Below are 15,616 nucleotides of genomic sequence, written 5' to 3'. Positions count from 1 at the left end.
AAGCGCCGCCGGTCGGACCTTGCATGGCGACCGGCGGCGTCCGTCACGGCTACAGCGATCCACCACCCCCGATCAGCCAGGGGTTGAACGTGCAGTTCAGGTGTGGGTTCTGGATCGGGTCGAGGGCGTTCAACGCGATCGAGAGGGCGCGCGGCGAATACGTCATCGTCATGTGGTCGGAGAGGTCCTGCTCGCAGCCGTCCTGCAGGGTGATGTTGCGGACCGTCGCACCGGGGCCCGCGTCGAGGAAGGTGAGCTGCCACGGATTGGTGATCTCGTCGTAGCGGGTGGCGACGACCGTGTAGTCGACACCGGCGATGGTGTCGCCGTCGCGGTTCAGATCCTTGATGAACTGTGAACCGACTGTCTGCTGGATACCGGCGTGACCGACGAGGATCTCGACCGGACCGAGCACATCGATACCGAGGTTGTTCACGGCCCGCCCGAGCGAGCCGATGCCGTTGAGAGTGGTGCCGTGGTGGGTGGCGCCGAAGGTGATCAGCTTCTGGGTCTTGGCCGCGCCGCCTTCGAATTTGGTGTACCAGTTCGCCATCGTGCCGCCCTGGGAATGGCCGATGAGGTCGACCTCGTCACTGCCGGTCGCCGCGAGTACCCGGTCGACGAAAGTCGACAACTGCTTCGCCGAATCCTGGATGTACCCGGTGGCTTGGATATTGGGCAGGAGCGAGCCGAGCCCGCCGCCTTCGAGCATGTTGGAGCGACCGTAGTTGAAGGTGAAGGTGCAGAATCCGGCGTCGGTGATCTGCTGACTCATCCCGGCGTAGTCGGCGTAGGCGTCGAGCCAGGTGGCGTGCACGAGGATCACCGGGCGTGGGTGGGCCGCTGTGGGTTTGCAGTTCCAGTCGTTGGTACCGGGCGGGGCCGCGTCGGGATGCAGGAAGCTGTAGGCGAAGGCGGGAAGGAACGCGGTCATGGCCGGTCCCCACTCGGTGGTGTCCTTGGCGTAGCCGCCCGAGGAGCCGCTGCTCGACCCCGAATCGGAATAGCAGTCGCCCGACCCGTTGCCCGATCCGGCGCCGGAGCCGGAGGTGCAGGCGGACCCGGTGCCGCCCAGGCCGCCGTCGGTGCCCCAGACGATGGCTTTGCCGCGGGTCCCGCCGTTGATGTAGTCGGCGAGCTGTTGCAGCTGCTGCTGGGCGTTCGGTTCTGCGTAAGGGCTCGGGTCGGCGGTGGCCGGTGTCGCGCCGAGCGCGACGGCCAGCGCCGCGATGCCGGTCAGGACGGCTGCGTGCAGGGTGTGTCTGAATCGTGGACGGTTCATCGGAGTCGCTTCCTCGTCGTCGTGGTGTCCAGTTTTTAACCTTGAGGTCAAGAACTGGCGCCAACCTATCGCCGAGACGCGACCGATCGCCGGATCATGATGCGGTTCAAGGAGAGTCACCACAACATCGGTGGAGCATGATGACGCCGAACATCACGCCGGGCCTGATCGCGAGAACATCGGGGTGGGCCGACGAAAACGCCGCCGGTCGCATCAGCGACCGGCGGCGTGCCCGAGTCTGGAAGAGGTTCGCGCAGCGGCGGTTACGGCACTTTGCGGACCGCGCCCTTGTCGGCCGACGTGGCCAGTGCCGCGTAGGCGCGCAGGGCGGTGGTGACCGTGCGGTCGCGGTTGAGCGGCTGCCACGGGCGCTCCGAGGCTTCCATCTTCGCGCGGCGTTCGGCCAGAACCTCGTCGGAGACAAGGACTTCCAGCGCACGGGTGTGGACGTCGATGCGGATGCGGTCGCCGTTCTCGACCAGGCCGATGACACCACCGGAGGCGGCTTCGGGGGAGACGTGGCCGATCGACAGACCCGAAGTGCCACCCGAGAAGCGGCCGTCGGTGATCAGCGCGCACACCTTGCCGAGGCCGAGGCCCTTGAGGAACGAAGTCGGGTGCAGCATTTCCTGCATGCCAGGCCCGCCGGCGGGGCCTTCGTAGCGGACGACGACCACGTCGCCGGGCTGGATCTTCTTGCCAAGGATCATCGACACCGCTTCCTCCTGGGACTCGACCACCACGGCCGGGCCTTCGAAGGTGAACAGGTCTTCGTCGATGCCCGCGGTCTTGAGGATCGCGCCGTCGGGGGCGATGTTGCCGCGCAGCACGCACAGCCCGCCTTCGACGGTGTAGGCGTTGGCGACGTCGCGGATGCAGCCGCCGGCGGCGTCGGTGTCGAGGGAGGACCAGCGGTTGCTGGTGGAGAACGGTTCGACGGTGCGCACGCCACCCGGCGCCGCGTGGAAGAGCTCGATGGCCTCGTCAGAAGCCTTGCCCGAGCGGATATCCCACTCGTCGAGGAACTCCTCGAACGAGGCGGTGTGCACGGTGGTCACGTCGGTTTCCAGCAGCTCGCCGCGACGCAGCTCACCGAGGATGGCGGGGATGCCACCGGCGCGGTGCACGTCTTCCATGTGGTAATCCGAGTTCGGCGACACCTTCGACAGGCACGGCACCTTGCGGCTGATGTCGTCGATGTCCTGCAGATCGAAGTCGATCTCGCCTTCCTGGGCGGCGGCGAGGGTGTGCAGCACGGTGTTGGTCGAGCCGCCCATGGCGACGTCGAGGGCCATCGCATTGCGGAAAGCCTTGGCGTTGGCCACGTTTCGCGGCAGCACCGAGGCGTCGTCGTCCTGGTACCAGCGCTTGGCGATATCGACGATCACCGTGCCCGCCCGCTCGAACAGCGCACGACGCGCCGAATGCGTGGCCAGGGTGGAGCCGTTGCCCGGCAGTGCCAGACCCAGCGCCTCGGTGAGGCAGTTCATCGAGTTGGCGGTGAACATGCCCGAACACGAACCACACGTCGGGCACGCGGCCTGTTCGACCTCGCTCAGGCCCTCCTCCGACACCACCTGGCTCGCGCTCGCGGAGATCGCGGTGATCAGGTCGGTCGGCGCCTGCGCGACACCGTCGACGACCACGGCCTTACCGGCCTCCATCGGCCCACCGGAGACGAACACGGCGGGGATGTTGAGGCGCATCGCGGCGTTGAGCATGCCGGGGGTGATCTTGTCGCAGTTGGAGATGCAGACCAGCGCGTCGGCGGTGTGGGCGTTGGCCATGTACTCCACGGAGTCGGCGATGATCTCGCGCGAGGGCAGCGAGTAGAGCATGCCGCCGTGACCCATGGCGATACCGTCGTCGACGGCGATGGTGTGGAACTCGCGCGGCACGCCACCGGCGGCGCGCACGGCCTCGGCGACGATGTCGCCCATGTTCTTGAGGTGCACGTGCCCCGGAACGAACTGCGTGTACGAGTTCGCGATCGCGATGATCGGCTTGCCGAAATCGGAATCGGTCATGCCGGTCGCGCGCCAGAGCGAGCGCGCGCCCGCGGCATTGCGGCCGATGGTGGTGGTGCGTGAACGAAGCGGTGGCATGGAAGTCCTCGTGATGTCGCTGGGTGCGGCCGAAGCGTGCGCGCAGGGGGCTGACCTGCGCCGCACGTGCGTGGGCGCGGTGCGTCCGGCAACCCGTCACGTTACTCCGGCGGGCGGTGGTCGCGTCGCGCCGGTGGTGCGTGCTGGGGTGATGAAACCGGGGCTCGAGGCGGGAGTGTCGCTCTCGGGGGTGTCGCCGCAGTGGTGGCCGTCGGCGCGGGGGTGCCCGGTCGCTGTCAGCTTACCGGTACAACCGCCCTCGCCGGCGTGCTGATTCCCACAGTGACGGAGCCGACGGTTACTGCTCGGACTCCGGCTGGGGCGCTGCCGTCGCGTCGGCTTCGGCTTTCGCCGCGGCGCGCTCAGCGGCAACACGCTCGGCCTCGGCCGCTTCCGCGGCGGCGAACACATCGGGCAGCTTCCCGTCGGACGCCTCGATCAGCTCGCGCAACCGGTCGTAACCGACGGCAGGCAGCTTCACCTCGGATTCGTCGTCGAGCCGCGCCCGCACATAGCCACGCTTGGGAATCACGATCCCGTCGACCCGCGCCCAGTCCAGGTGCTTATTGCCGACCATCGTGCTCAGGTCGAGGCCGGACTCGGACACCGTCGTGTGCGTGCGAACCACCCACCACACCGCGATCACCGGCGCGAGCAGCAGCGGCCACAGCAGCGCGGGCCACCCCACGAACGGGAAGAACACACAGAACGCCAACACCAGCACGCCGATGTAGGCCAGCCGGGGAACGCCGATCACGTGCACACCGGGCGTCGGTGTGTTCGTTTTGCGCGGCACCAGCAACCAGACGATCGCCGCGGCGGGCACGATCGCCCCGATCCGCACCCCGAGCGACCAGTCCTGCACCGTCCCGACGACAACGAAGATCAGGTACGCCAGTACCACCGCGCCGATGGCGGCGAGCCGTCCCGGCGAAGCCGAGCGCAGGCCACCGGGTCGCGACGGGCGACCCGTATCGGCTCCTTCGTCGGTGGTGTGGGACGATTCAACCGGTGGCACGGACTGATGCGGTGAGGACACCCTCCCATCCTCGCATCTCGGTACACGGACCCACGCAACCACTCGAGTCCCACAGAATGGGACCGGAGCGGGAAGCCTGTTTGACTCGACGCACTACGCGCGCCTAACGTCGTATGCGTGATTCGAAACGAGCTCGTAATCGGCCGGCGCGTCCAGCGTCGAGCCTGACTAGGTAGTCGATACGTCAGCTCGCGTTTGCGACGCGCCACCCTCGAACAGCCACGTGCTGGGCGGGGGCTTTTTTGTGTTCGGGCGAATGCCAGTGGCCCTGAAGGGCCAGTCCGAGTCAGAACGAGACAGTGAGGAACGAAGACGGTGAGTGCACCAACCGCACGACCCGGGCCATCGGCCCGCAGGTCAGCGCCTTCAGCTACCCCTGGTAGCCCGGCGACCAACCCCGCCCGTCGTCAGGTCGCGCCCGAGCGCGTGACCGGCGCTCAGTCGGTGGTCCGGTCGCTCGAAGAGCTCGACGTCGACACGGTATTCGGCATTCCCGGCGGCGCGGTGCTCCCTGTCTACGACCCGCTGTTCGACTCCAAGAAGGTCCGCCACGTCCTGGTCCGTCACGAGCAGGGCGCCGGTCACGCGGCGACCGGTTACGCGCAGGCCTCGGGCAAGGTCGGTGTGTGTATGGCCACATCCGGCCCCGGCGCCACCAACCTGGTGACCCCGCTGGCCGATGCCCAGATGGACTCGGTCCCGATCGTGGCGATCACCGGACAGGTCCCGTCGACCCTGGTCGGTACCGACGCGTTCCAGGAAGCCGACATCTCCGGCATCACCATGCCGATCACCAAGCACAACTTCCTGGTGAAGGACGCCGCCGAGATCCCGCGCACCCTGGCCGAGGCGTTCTACCTCGCCGCCTCCGGTCGCCCCGGCGCGGTCCTGGTCGACATCACCAAGGACGCCCTGCAGGCCCAGACCACGTTCTCGTGGCCGCCGGAGATGCGTCTGCCCGGCTACCGCCCGGTCACCAAGCCGCACGGCAAGCAGGTGCGTGAGGCCGCGCGACTGATCCTCGAGTCCAAGCAGCCCGTGCTCTACGTCGGCGGCGGTGTGATCAAGTCCGACGCCTCGGCAGAACTGCTGGAACTGGCCGAACTCACCGGGATCCCGGTGGTCACCACCCTGATGGCGCGTGGCGCGTTCCCCGACAGCCACACCCTCAACATGGGCATGCCCGGCATGCACGGCACCGTCGGCGCGGTGGCCGCGCTGCAGAAGTCGGACCTGCTGATCACCCTCGGCGCCCGTTTCGACGACCGTGTCACCGGTCAGCTGGACTCCTTCGCCCCCGACGCGAAGGTCATCCACGCCGACATCGACCCGGCCGAGATCGGCAAGAACCGCCACGCCGACGTCCCGATCGTGGGCGACGCGCGTGAGGTGATCGTCGAACTGATCGAAACCCTCAAGGCCGACCCGCAGACCGGCGACGCCCCGCTGCTGAACCTCACCGAATGGTGGACCTACCTCAGCGGCATCCGTGAGAACTACCCGCTGGGCTGGAAGACCCCCAGCGACGGCTCGGTCTCGCCGGAATACGTCATCGAGACCCTCGGCCGCCTCGCGGGTCCCGAGGCCGTCTACTGCGCGGGCGTCGGCCAGCACCAGATGTGGGCCGCGCAGTTCATCAAGTACGAGAACCCGCGCACCTGGCTCAACTCCGGGGGCCTCGGCACCATGGGTTACGCGGTGCCCGCGGCCATGGGCGCCAAGATGGGCGCGCCGCACAAGGAAGTCTGGGCTGTCGATGGTGACGGCTGCTTCCAGATGACCAACCAGGAGCTGGCCACCTGCGCGATCGAGGGCGTGCCGATCAAGGTCGCCCTGATCAACAACGGCAACCTGGGCATGGTCCGCCAGTGGCAGACCCTGTTCTACGAACAGCGCTACTCCAACACCGATCTCGGCACGCACTCGCTGCGCATCCCCGATTTCGTGAAGCTGGCGGAGGCGCTGGGTTGCGTCGGCATCCGGGTGGAGAAGGAGTCCGAGGTCGAGGACGCGATCCGGCAGGCCCAGGCGATCACCGACCGCCCGGTCGTCATCGACTTCATCGTCGGCAAGGACGCCCAGGTCTGGCCGATGGTCGCCTCGGGCACCAGCAACGACGAGATCATGTTCGCCCGCGGCATCCGTCCGCTCTTCGACGAGGACGAGTCGGTTTCCGAACCGGCCGTCATCCACGAGGCGATGGAACGCGAGCAGGCCGCAATCGAGAAGGGCACCGACGAATGAGCACGACCCATACGCTGAGCGTCCTGGTCGAGGACAAGCCCGGCGTGCTGGCCCGTGTCGCGAGCCTGTTCTCGCGCCGCGGCTTCAATATCGAATCCCTCGCTGTCGGTGGCACCGAGATCCCCGAGATCTCGCGCATGACGATCGTGGTCACCGTCGACGATCTGCCCCTCGAGCAGGTCACCAAGCAGCTCAACAAGCTGATCAACGTCATCAAGATCGTGGAGCAGGACGCCGACGCCTCGGTGGCCCGCGAGCTGATCCTGGTGAAGGTGCGTGCCGACGCGTCGGTGCGCACGCAGGTGATCGAGGCCGTGCAGTTGTTCCGCGCCAAGGTGATCGACGTCTCGCCCGACGCGCTGACCATCGAGGCCACCGGCACCCGTTCCAAGCTCGACGCGCTGCTGCGCATGGTCGAGCCGTACGGCATCCGCGAGATCGTGCAGTCGGGAGTCGTGGCCGTCGGCCGCGGGCCCAAGTCGATCACCGCGACCCGCTGAGCCGACCTCAGCAACCTCCGCGATAACTTTTCCTCACCATCATTTTCAGAAGGGACCAATCAAGTGGCAGTCGAGATGTTCTACGACGACGACGCTGACCTGTCGATCATCCAGGGCCGCAAGGTCGCCGTGATCGGTTACGGCAGCCAGGGCCACGCGCACTCGCTGAGCCTGCGCGACTCCGGCGTCGACGTCCGCGTCGGCCTGGCCGAGGGTTCGAAGTCTCGCCCGAAGGCCGAAGAGGCCGGTCTGACCGTCGGCACCCCCGCCGAGGTCTCCGAGTGGGCCGACGTGATCATGGTGCTGGCCCCCGACACCGCCCAGGCGTCGATCTTCACCAACGACATCGAGCCCCACCTGAAGGACGGCGACGCGCTGTTCTTCGGCCACGGCCTCAACATCCACTTCGGTCTGATCAAGGCTCCGGCCAACGTCACCGTCGCGATGGTCGCGCCCAAGGGCCCCGGCCACCTGGTGCGTCGTCAGTACGTCGACGGCAAGGGCGTGCCCGCGCTCATCGCCGTGGACCAGGACCCGACCGGCGAGGGCCAGGCCCTGGCGCTGTCCTACGCCAAGGCCATCGGTGGTGCCCGCGCCGGCGTCATCAAGACCACCTTCAAGGAAGAGACCGAGACCGACCTGTTCGGTGAGCAGGCTGTGCTCTGCGGTGGCACCGAAGAGCTGGTCAAGACCGGCTTCGAGGTCATGGTCGAGGCCGGCTACGCCCCCGAAATGGCGTACTTCGAGGTCCTGCACGAGCTCAAGCTGATCGTCGACCTCATGTACGAGGGTGGCATCGCCCGCATGAACTACTCGGTCTCCGACACCGCCGAGTTCGGTGGCTACCTGTCGGGCCCGCGCGTCATCGACGCCGGCACCAAGGAGCGCATGAAGGCGATCCTGACCGACATCCAGGACGGCACCTTCGTCAAGCGCCTCGTCGCCAACGTCGAGAACGGCAACACCGAACTCGAGGGTCTGCGCAAGGCCAACGCCGAGCACCCCATCGAGGTCACCGGCGCCAAGCTGCGCGGCCTGATGAGCTGGGTCGACCGCCCGATCACCGAAACCGCGTAAGTTTCTGATCCCCGAAAGGCCCGTCCGTTCGGGCGGGCCTTTCGGCGTTCTGTTTCGACTGTCGTACGGAATCCAAGTCGGCTACGGTGTCGCATCCCTGATCTTCCTGGTCAGCCGCCAAACCGTCGAGGACGGGTTGGTCATGTGACTGCGGCCCGATGGATCGATTGTGTGCGCGCGATGCTCGGCATCCTGCAGCCCGTCTACGAAATCAACGAAGCGAGTGGCGCTTTCACTCCATTTGGGCCGCAACTCTTGGAGCCGCTTCTTCGCTTCAGATGCGCTCTGGAACGGACGCCGACAGTCCATGATGTGCAGAATAAGCCATGCTTCGAAGCTCGGGCAGGACAGCGCCACCTCGACGCCGGACCCGATCATTTTCATTTGGATCCTCTCGACGAGTTGAAAGTCGAGCTCTGTGTCCACCACACACCAGACCTGCTCATACGCGGAACCGGAGCGTTTCGCTTCCTGAGAGCGTTCTATCGCTGCCTCGATGATCGCCACATGATCACGCCCGGGCGTATTGACATCGAGTTGAGGTCCGTTGCGGCTGCGCATACCGGTAAAATAGTTCTTTTCGGTTTCGCCTTCGCAGAGAATCAGGAAGCTACTACGCTCGTTCCTTTTTCGAACGGCAGTCCGGCGGTTGAGGTCCGTTGATTTTCCGATCTTCGACGATCTAGGCATCCTGAGGGCGCTGCTCCTTGTTGCGGGCGGCGAGGGCGGCGACGAACATCTCGTCCCGGACGATCGGCACGGCACCGTAACGGCCGGCGAGGTAGCGGCGTTCGCGGTTGTCTTCCTTTCGGGGTTTGAAGGCTGTTATCGGAAATAGTTCTGTTTCGCCACAATCGTTCTTCTGGGTGAACCATATGTGGTCACGTCGCAATACCTCGGTGCCCTGAATGTGTCCGAAAAGTGCCGAATCGTGACTGGAGAATATCAACTGAGCACCTGTGCGGTTTGTTTCCGGATTGCGGAACAAGCCGATTATCTGTGACGAGAGGAAGGAATGCAGACTGCGATCTATCTCGTCTACGATCAAGACCGAACCGCTTGACAGTGCGTTGAGTGCGAGCACGCTGAGTTCCATCAATGACTGCGTACCGAGCGATTGGTCACGAAATTCGAGGGGGTAGGTCGCGCCCGCCTCGCCACGGTGGAGAAGCTGCATGAATTTTCGCTTCGGACTGTTGGCGAGTGCGGCTCGACGCGCTTTGCGCGCTGCCCACTCGTCATCGCTTTCCTCGATGAGCGAAACCGCGTCGATACCGGTGTCAGCTGCGCGAAGAATAGTTGTCATCACATCGAGATCGCGGGTCCCGAGTCTTCTGCTCAGTTGCTCGAAGTATATCCCTGTCGGAAGTGTCTGTAGCGCGAAGGATGTGCGGATTCTCCGGAACCAGTCAAATGTAGATTGTGTCTCGGATAGTTTGAATCTTCCGGCTACGGACAGGAACAACACATTCGATTCCAGATCGTCCGCGTACTTGCGCAGCTGCGCGGTCGTGGACTCTCCCCATTCGAATACGTTGCCTTCACGATGAAATACAACTCGCTTACGTCGGTGCGGATACGTATGTAGCCACTCCTCAACAATTCCGATATCGTCGACCGTGAAGCCGTATGAGTGCTGTACGTTATCTATCAGGATGTCGACGACGTATGACGATGTCTCGAGATGGGAATTCATATCGAGGGCGAATGGGTATCGGGTCACCCCTACCGGGTCGTCACTATCTCGAAGTGAGCCTCGTACGAGGTCTCGCATGTAGCTGATCGCGTGAAGAACGTTGGATTTTCCTGAGGCGTTCGCGCCGAATATCCCGGCGATCGGGACCGCGAGCCAGCTGGCGGGGTCCTCCGGGTGGTCGTCGGGGTAGGACGGCGTCAGCAGCAACTGCTGCTCCTCGCGGAGAGACTTGTGATTCGAAGTGCGAAAACTCAGTAACATTTGGCCTCTAACCTCCTCTCGGGTCGGCACACATAGCATCCTATGCGGAACTTTCACGCAGGTGAGCTGCTAGTGGTTGATTCGTAACACTTAGGTGTGTGGATGCCTCCCGCAGTGGGTCGGTCCTTGCCGTACCGCCGTGTTAGCGCGAGACTTGCTCGATGACGACGGTTGAGGATTTCGATCGGCAGGCAGCGCAGGACGGGAAAACGGCTCGGAAGCGAGTATCCCGCTCTGAGCTGGGGGAATGGAAGGCGGAGCCGGGGCGCGAAGACCCGGTGGGGATTCTGGTGAAACAGAATGCCAAGCGGGTGCCGGAGTTGGTGCCGATCCGGATGGCGCGAATGGCGGTGTCGCCGTTCACGTTTCTGCGTGGGGCCGCGGCGGTGATGGCGTACGACCTGGGTTGTCAGCGCGATACCGGGCTGATCACGCAGCTCTGCGGTGACGCGCACCTGGCGAATTTCGGGCTGTTCGGCACCCCGGAACGCAACCTCGTCTTCGACGTCAACGACTTCGACGAGACCCTGCCCGGCCCGTTCGAGTGGGATGTCAAACGCCTGGTAGCCAGTGTCGCGGTGGCGGGGTTGGTCAACGGCTGTTCGGAGAAGCGGGCGGCGTCGGCGGCCGAGGCGACCGCGCGCGGCTACCGGGAGGCCATCGAGGTGCTCGCCCAGCAGGACAGTCTCGACATCTGGTACGACCGCGTCGACGCCGACCAGGTCCTCACGCTGATCACGAAGAAGAAGGGGCGCAAGGAGGCCGAGAAGACGATCGCCGCGGCCCGCAAGCGCACCAGCCTGCAGGCGCTGGACAAACTCACCGAGTCCGACGCCGACGGCATTCCCCGGATCAAGAGTCAGCCGCCGCTGTTGATGCCGATCGACACTTCGGATGTGAAGCTCGTCAAATCCGTGCTCGGCCAGTACCGCCGCAGCCTGCCCGACCATATGCGGGTGTTGATCGACCGGTATGTGATGGTGGATGCCGCGGTGAAGGTGGTGGGCGTCGGCAGCGTCGGGACGCGATGCTTCATCGTGCTGCTGATGGACAAGGAGTCCGGCACCCCACTGTTCCTGCAGGTGAAGGAGGCCGATATCTCGGTGCTCGCGCCGTACCAGAAGCCGAGCCGCTACCAGCAGCAGGGACATCGCGTGGTCGCGGGCCAGCGGCTGATGCAGGCGGCCAGCGACATCTTCCTCGGCTGGGCCACCGGTCCCGCGGGCGTGGACTTCTACTGGCGCCAGTTCCGCGACATGAAGGGCTCGGTCAATATCGAGGACCTGTCCCACCACCAGCTCGCCAACTACGGCGCGCTGTGTGGCGGCGTGCTGGCCCGCGCCCACTGCCGCTCCGGCGACCCGATCGCCATCGACACCTATATCGGCAGCAGCGACAAGTTCGACGAGGCGCTGAGCGATTTCGCGATGTCGTATTCGGATCAGAACGCGGCCGACTACCGCCTGCTCGTCGCCGCGATCGAGGACGGTCAGGTGGAAGTGGCCGACAACCCGTACTGAGCGGTGTCGCGCGCCGACCGGTACAGCGCGATCCCGATGGCGAACAACCACAGCATGGTGAGCCCGCCGACGGTCGCGGTGGTGCCCCACCCGTTCGCCGCGTAGAAGTTGGCCGGGGTGTTCCCGAAGAACAGTGACGGGACGAACGCGAAGTTCACCGCCGCGAGCGCCCAGCTGCTCACGAGGCACCAGCGGGGGAGCACTCGCGCGGCCGCGACGGCGAACGCCACCAGGGACAGCCCTTCCAGCAGCCGCGCGATAGTCCCGTACAGGACGTAGGTCCCGGTGACGGTGATGGTGGGGTCGATCGGTTCGGGCGCGGCGATCACCGCCCCGATCTCGAGTCCGGTCGACACCAGAACGACAGTGAGCCAGGCGATTCCGGCCGTGGCCGCCAGCGACCCGAACCATTCCCGTTCCGGGTCGCGCTGCTTCACCAGGTAGGCGAACCCGCTCATGAACACGATGAACAGCGTGGTCCCGATCAGCCCGAGCAGGCATCGAGTGAGCACATTCGCATCCGGAGGCGCTCCGGCGTAGACGAAATACAGCGGCAGCTCGATCAGCGTGCACCCTGCGCCGAGAAACGCGGCCGCACCGGCGATCTGATGAATCCTGTTGATGTCCATGGTTATTCGCCCCTTACCCCCGAACGCTCCCGCCCGGCCGGATTAAGTATATGTCTTAAACTATAAGCACTATGCTAACCTTTGGGAACCCCGATCGAATGAGGAACTTGTGACAAGAGATCGGCCCGAACAACCTGGACGTCTCAATCTCTCCGACCTGTCGGCGAAGGACCTCGCGGCCCTGCGTCGGCAGGTCGAAGCCGACGGATTCGACCAACCGTCGGCCGCTCGCGCGCGCGTCGGCCGCCCGGCCGAACTGGACGTGGATCGCATCGTGAGCACCGCCGTCGCACTGGCCGACCGCGACGGTCTCGCCGGCGCTTCCTTGACGAAAGTCGCTGCGGCCCTGCATGTCACACCGATGTCGCTCTACCGCTATGTCAAGTCCAAGGACGGGCTCACCGACCTGATGGCCGACGCCGCCTACGGCCCTCCCCGTGCTGTCGACTCCCAGTGGCGCCCCGCGCTGCGCGGCTGGGCCGACGCGCAACTCGACGTGTTCACCCGCCATCCGTGGCTGGCCCAGATCCCCATCAGCGGCCCGCCGCGCGGTCTCAACGCCATCGCCTGGATGGACGCGGGCCTGGCCGCCCTGCGCGATACACCCCTGAGCTGGGGCGCCAAGATCGGCGTGATCACCGTGCTCGGCGGCTACGTCCGCCAGGCTTTCGTCACCGGCCGCCACCTGGCCGAGCGTCGCCTCGTGGAGCAATTCGACGAAGCGGAATCACTGCGGGCCTATCAGCGAGAAGTCTCGGCGCAGCTGGATGCGGACCGCTTTCCCGAGGTCGCGCGGCTGTTCGCCGACCAGGCCTTCGCCGACGTGCCGCCCGACGAGGAGTCCGCCGGCGCCGATTTCGCCTTCGGCCTCGACCTGATCCTCGACGGCGTCGCCGCCACGATCGGCCGCTGACGCCGCGTCTATACTGGTTACCGATGAGTAATATCTTCGTCTCGGTGGACCAGGTAACCGACCGCCTCACGGCCGCGGGCTACCTGCCTTCCCTCGACATCGCCACTGCGGTCTTCCTTGCCGACCGCCTCGGAAAGCCCCTCCTGATCGAGGGGCCCGCGGGCGTCGGTAAGACCGAACTGGCCAAGGCCGTCGCCGCTGCGACCAGCGCCGAACTCATCCGTCTACAGTGCTACGAGGGCGTCGACGAGGCACGCGCCCTCTACGAGTGGAATCACGCCAAGCAGCTGCTCCGCATCACCGCCACCTCCGGCGAGGACTGGGACAGCACCCGCGACCACGTCTTCACCGAGGAGTTCCTGCTCGCCCGCCCCCTGCTGGCCGCCATCCGCAACCCCGACCCCACGGTCCTGCTCATCGACGAACTCGACAAGGCCGACGTCGAACTCGAGGGCCTGCTGCTGGAGGTGCTCGGCGATTTCCAGGTGAGCATCCCCGAACTGGGCACCGTGAAAGCGCTGCGCAAACCCTTCGTCATCCTCACCTCCAACGCACACCGCGACCTGTCCGAAGCGCTGAAGCGCCGCTGCCTGTATCTCCATATCGACTATCCGACAGCGGAATTGGAGAAGGCGATCGTCGCACTGAAGGTCCCCGAACTGGATGCGTCGCTGGCCGAACCGGTGGTGGCGACGGTGGGTGCGCTGCGGCAGCTCTCCCTGCGCAAGGCGCCATCGATTTCCGAAACCGTCGACTGGGCAAAGACTTTGGTGGCACTGGGGACTCGCACGCTGACCGGCTCCGTTGTCCGTTCGACACTCGGAGTCCTGCTGAAGTACCAGTCCGATCATCGGGTGGCCATCGAGCGGCTGGGCCTCGACGAACAAGACGACAGCGTGACCCGATGAGCCTGCGGCACACCAGCGCGGTGAATCACCGATGACACAAAGCGCCCCAACGCAGTCCGACCTCACGCCGACGAGCGCCCGCCTCGTGGATTTCGTCACCCTGCTGCGCGAGCACAACATTCACGCCGGTCCCAGCGAAACCATCGACGCCGCAGCCGCAATCGTGGCCCTCGACACCACCGACCCCCGCATCCTGCGCTCCGGCCTCGCCGCCTGCCTGCTCCGCCGCAACGGTCAGCGCAAGGTCTTCGACCAGCTCTTCGACCTGTACTTCCTCGGCGTCGAGCTGCCGTCCCCGAGCCCGAGCGAGAGCCCCGAGGACCTGCGTGAGCGCCTGATCGCCACCCTCGTGCAGGGCGAAGACACCGCCGAACTGGCCCGCGAGGCACTCAACACCTTCGGCGCCTACGGCGGTGCGGGGGAAACCGCGAGCCGGGTCACCCAGGCTTCCGGTGCGGGCTGGTCGTCGTATCTGACCATGAAATCTCTACGCCCGGACGAGATCTCCGAGCAGGTCGCCCAAACCATGGGCGGCGCAGGCCAGTTCGACACGGCAGTGCGCACCATCGAGGCCCGCCGCCGCGTCGACCAGTTCCGCACCAACGTGCAAACCGAGGCCCGCCTGCGGTCGGCCGAACTGCGCGGCACCGACTACATCGCCCGCCGTGGCGTCGAGAACTCGGCGGACCGAACGGATTTCCTCGGTGCCCGCGAACAGGACCTCGCCGAGATGCGCCGCCTCGTCCACCCCCTCGCCCGCAAACTCGCGACCCGGCTGGCGGTGCGTCGCAAGAAGGCCGTGCGCGGCCAGATCGATCTTCGCCGGACCCTGCGCCGTTCGATGGCCACGGGCGGTGTTCCCGTCGACCCCGTGCTGCGCGCCCGCAAACGCGGCCGCCCCGATCTCGTTGTGCTGGCAGATGTTTCGGGCTCGGTCAGCGGGTTCGCCGAATTCACCCTGCAGTTGGTGCAGGCCCTGCAGGACCAGTTCAGCAAGGTCCGCAGCTTCGGTTTCGTCGATACCTGCGCCGAGATCACCCAGTACTTCACCCCCGGCGAACCCCCGCCGCCCGGCTTCGCCCGCGATATCGTCCGCGACGGCGGCGTCGCCCGATTCGGGTCCAGCAACTACGGCGAGGTCCTGCAGGGTTTCGTCGACCACTACCTCGACGCCGTCGGCCCGCGCACCTGCGTGCTGATCCTCGGTGACGCCCGCACCAACCGCACCGACCCGAATCTCGCTGCCCTGCAAGCCATCACCGAGCGTGCGAAGGCGGTGTACTGGCTCAATCCCGAACCCGCGCGCTCGTGGTCGACCGGCGACTCGGCCGCCGAGGACTACACCGACATCGTCACCATGCACGAATGCCGCAATGTCGCCCAGCTCGCTGAAGTGATCGGCCGCCTGCTCCCCGCCTGACTTGCGTAATCGACCACTCGGC

General features: G+C 65.8%; 13 protein-coding genes. 7 read left to right on the top strand and 6 right to left on the bottom strand.

All coding sequences use genetic code 11. From position 1 onward, the window contains the following. Nucleotides 1-49: 49 nt before the first annotated feature. The 3 genes from ACFWUP_RS11880 to ACFWUP_RS11870 all read right to left on the bottom strand — a co-directional run bounded on the left by ACFWUP_RS11880 (nt 50) and on the right by ACFWUP_RS11870 (nt 4,426). On the bottom strand, nt 50-1,282 hold the full coding sequence (locus tag ACFWUP_RS11880) for an esterase/lipase family protein (protein ID WP_379233358.1): 1,233 nt from the start codon (nt 1,280-1,282) through the stop codon (nt 50-52). Nucleotides 1,283-1,545: 263 nt separating this feature from the next. Further along, nucleotides 1,546-3,387 carry a dihydroxy-acid dehydratase gene (gene ilvD / locus ACFWUP_RS11875; protein WP_379233356.1) on the bottom strand — a complete coding sequence of 614 codons (1,842 nt, stop codon included), beginning with the start codon at nt 3,385-3,387 and terminating at the stop codon, nt 1,546-1,548. Between the two features lie 298 nt (nt 3,388-3,685). After that, nucleotides 3,686-4,426, bottom strand: coding sequence for a PH domain-containing protein (locus tag ACFWUP_RS11870; protein WP_379233354.1), 741 nt, complete (start codon nt 4,424-4,426; stop codon nt 3,686-3,688). Nucleotides 4,427-4,741: 315 nt separating this feature from the next. On the opposite strand from ACFWUP_RS11870, the gene ACFWUP_RS11865 reads away from it, so the two are divergent. The 3 genes from ACFWUP_RS11865 (at nt 4,742) to ilvC (ending at nt 8,247) form a co-directional block, all read left to right on the top strand. Next, on the top strand, nt 4,742-6,670 hold the full coding sequence (locus ACFWUP_RS11865; protein ID WP_379233352.1) for an acetolactate synthase large subunit: 1,929 nt from the start codon (nt 4,742-4,744) through the stop codon (nt 6,668-6,670). Next, on the top strand, nt 6,667-7,170 hold the full coding sequence (gene ilvN, locus ACFWUP_RS11860; RefSeq protein WP_019048314.1) for an acetolactate synthase small subunit: 504 nt from the start codon (nt 6,667-6,669) through the stop codon (nt 7,168-7,170). The genes ACFWUP_RS11865 and ilvN overlap by 4 nt, the downstream gene beginning before the upstream one ends. A gap of 75 nt (nt 7,171-7,245) precedes the next feature. Then, nucleotides 7,246-8,247: a ketol-acid reductoisomerase gene (gene ilvC, locus ACFWUP_RS11855; RefSeq protein ID WP_379233794.1), complete on the top strand. Its 1,002-nt coding sequence runs from the start codon at nt 7,246-7,248 to the stop codon at nt 8,245-8,247. 81 nt (nt 8,248-8,328) lie between these two features. Here ilvC and ACFWUP_RS11850 read toward each other — a convergent pair whose 3' ends face one another. Together ACFWUP_RS11850 and ACFWUP_RS11845 are read right to left on the bottom strand one after the other, a co-directional pair. Further along, a complete protein-coding gene (locus ACFWUP_RS11850) occupies nt 8,329-8,937 on the bottom strand; it encodes an RloB family protein (protein WP_379233350.1) in 609 nt (202 codons plus the stop codon). Next, entirely contained in the window at nt 8,930-10,150 is a 1,221-nt protein-coding gene (locus ACFWUP_RS11845; RefSeq protein ID WP_379233348.1) for an ATP/GTP-binding protein, read from the bottom strand. The genes ACFWUP_RS11850 and ACFWUP_RS11845 overlap by 8 nt, the downstream gene beginning before the upstream one ends. A 215-nt stretch (nt 10,151-10,365) precedes the next feature. Between ACFWUP_RS11845 and ACFWUP_RS11840 the strand changes: the two genes are divergently transcribed. Further along, a complete protein-coding gene (locus ACFWUP_RS11840; RefSeq protein WP_379233347.1) occupies nt 10,366-11,724 on the top strand; it encodes a DUF2252 domain-containing protein in 1,359 nt (452 codons plus the stop codon). On the opposite strand, the gene ACFWUP_RS11835 is transcribed toward ACFWUP_RS11840, so the two are convergent. Beyond that, nucleotides 11,694-12,353: a hypothetical protein gene (locus ACFWUP_RS11835; protein WP_379233345.1), complete on the bottom strand. Its 660-nt coding sequence runs from the start codon at nt 12,351-12,353 to the stop codon at nt 11,694-11,696. The genes ACFWUP_RS11840 and ACFWUP_RS11835 overlap by 31 nt on opposite strands. Nucleotides 12,354-12,462: 109 nt before the next feature. Between ACFWUP_RS11835 and ACFWUP_RS11830 the strand changes: the two genes are divergently transcribed. From ACFWUP_RS11830 to ACFWUP_RS11820, 3 genes are read left to right on the top strand one after another with little or no spacing between them, the layout of a single operon-like run. Continuing rightward, nucleotides 12,463-13,266, top strand: coding sequence for a TetR/AcrR family transcriptional regulator (locus tag ACFWUP_RS11830; RefSeq protein WP_379233343.1), 804 nt, complete (start codon nt 12,463-12,465; stop codon nt 13,264-13,266). A 23-nt stretch (nt 13,267-13,289) separates the two neighbouring features. Beyond that, on the top strand, nt 13,290-14,174 hold the full coding sequence (locus ACFWUP_RS11825) for an AAA family ATPase (RefSeq protein ID WP_379233341.1): 885 nt from the start codon (nt 13,290-13,292) through the stop codon (nt 14,172-14,174). A 31-nt stretch (nt 14,175-14,205) separates the two neighbouring features. After that, complete coding sequence (locus ACFWUP_RS11820) at nt 14,206-15,594, top strand: VWA domain-containing protein (RefSeq protein ID WP_379233339.1); 1,389 nt, start codon at nt 14,206-14,208, stop codon at nt 15,592-15,594. Nucleotides 15,595-15,616 lie beyond the last annotated feature (22 nt).

This window comes from Nocardia sp. NPDC058658 (genome assembly GCF_042716665.1).
Classification (GTDB): Bacteria; Actinomycetota; Actinomycetes; order Mycobacteriales; family Mycobacteriaceae; genus Nocardia.
The sequence above is the reverse complement of the archived record's forward strand: the minus strand, read 5'-3'. Positions and strand labels throughout refer to the sequence as shown.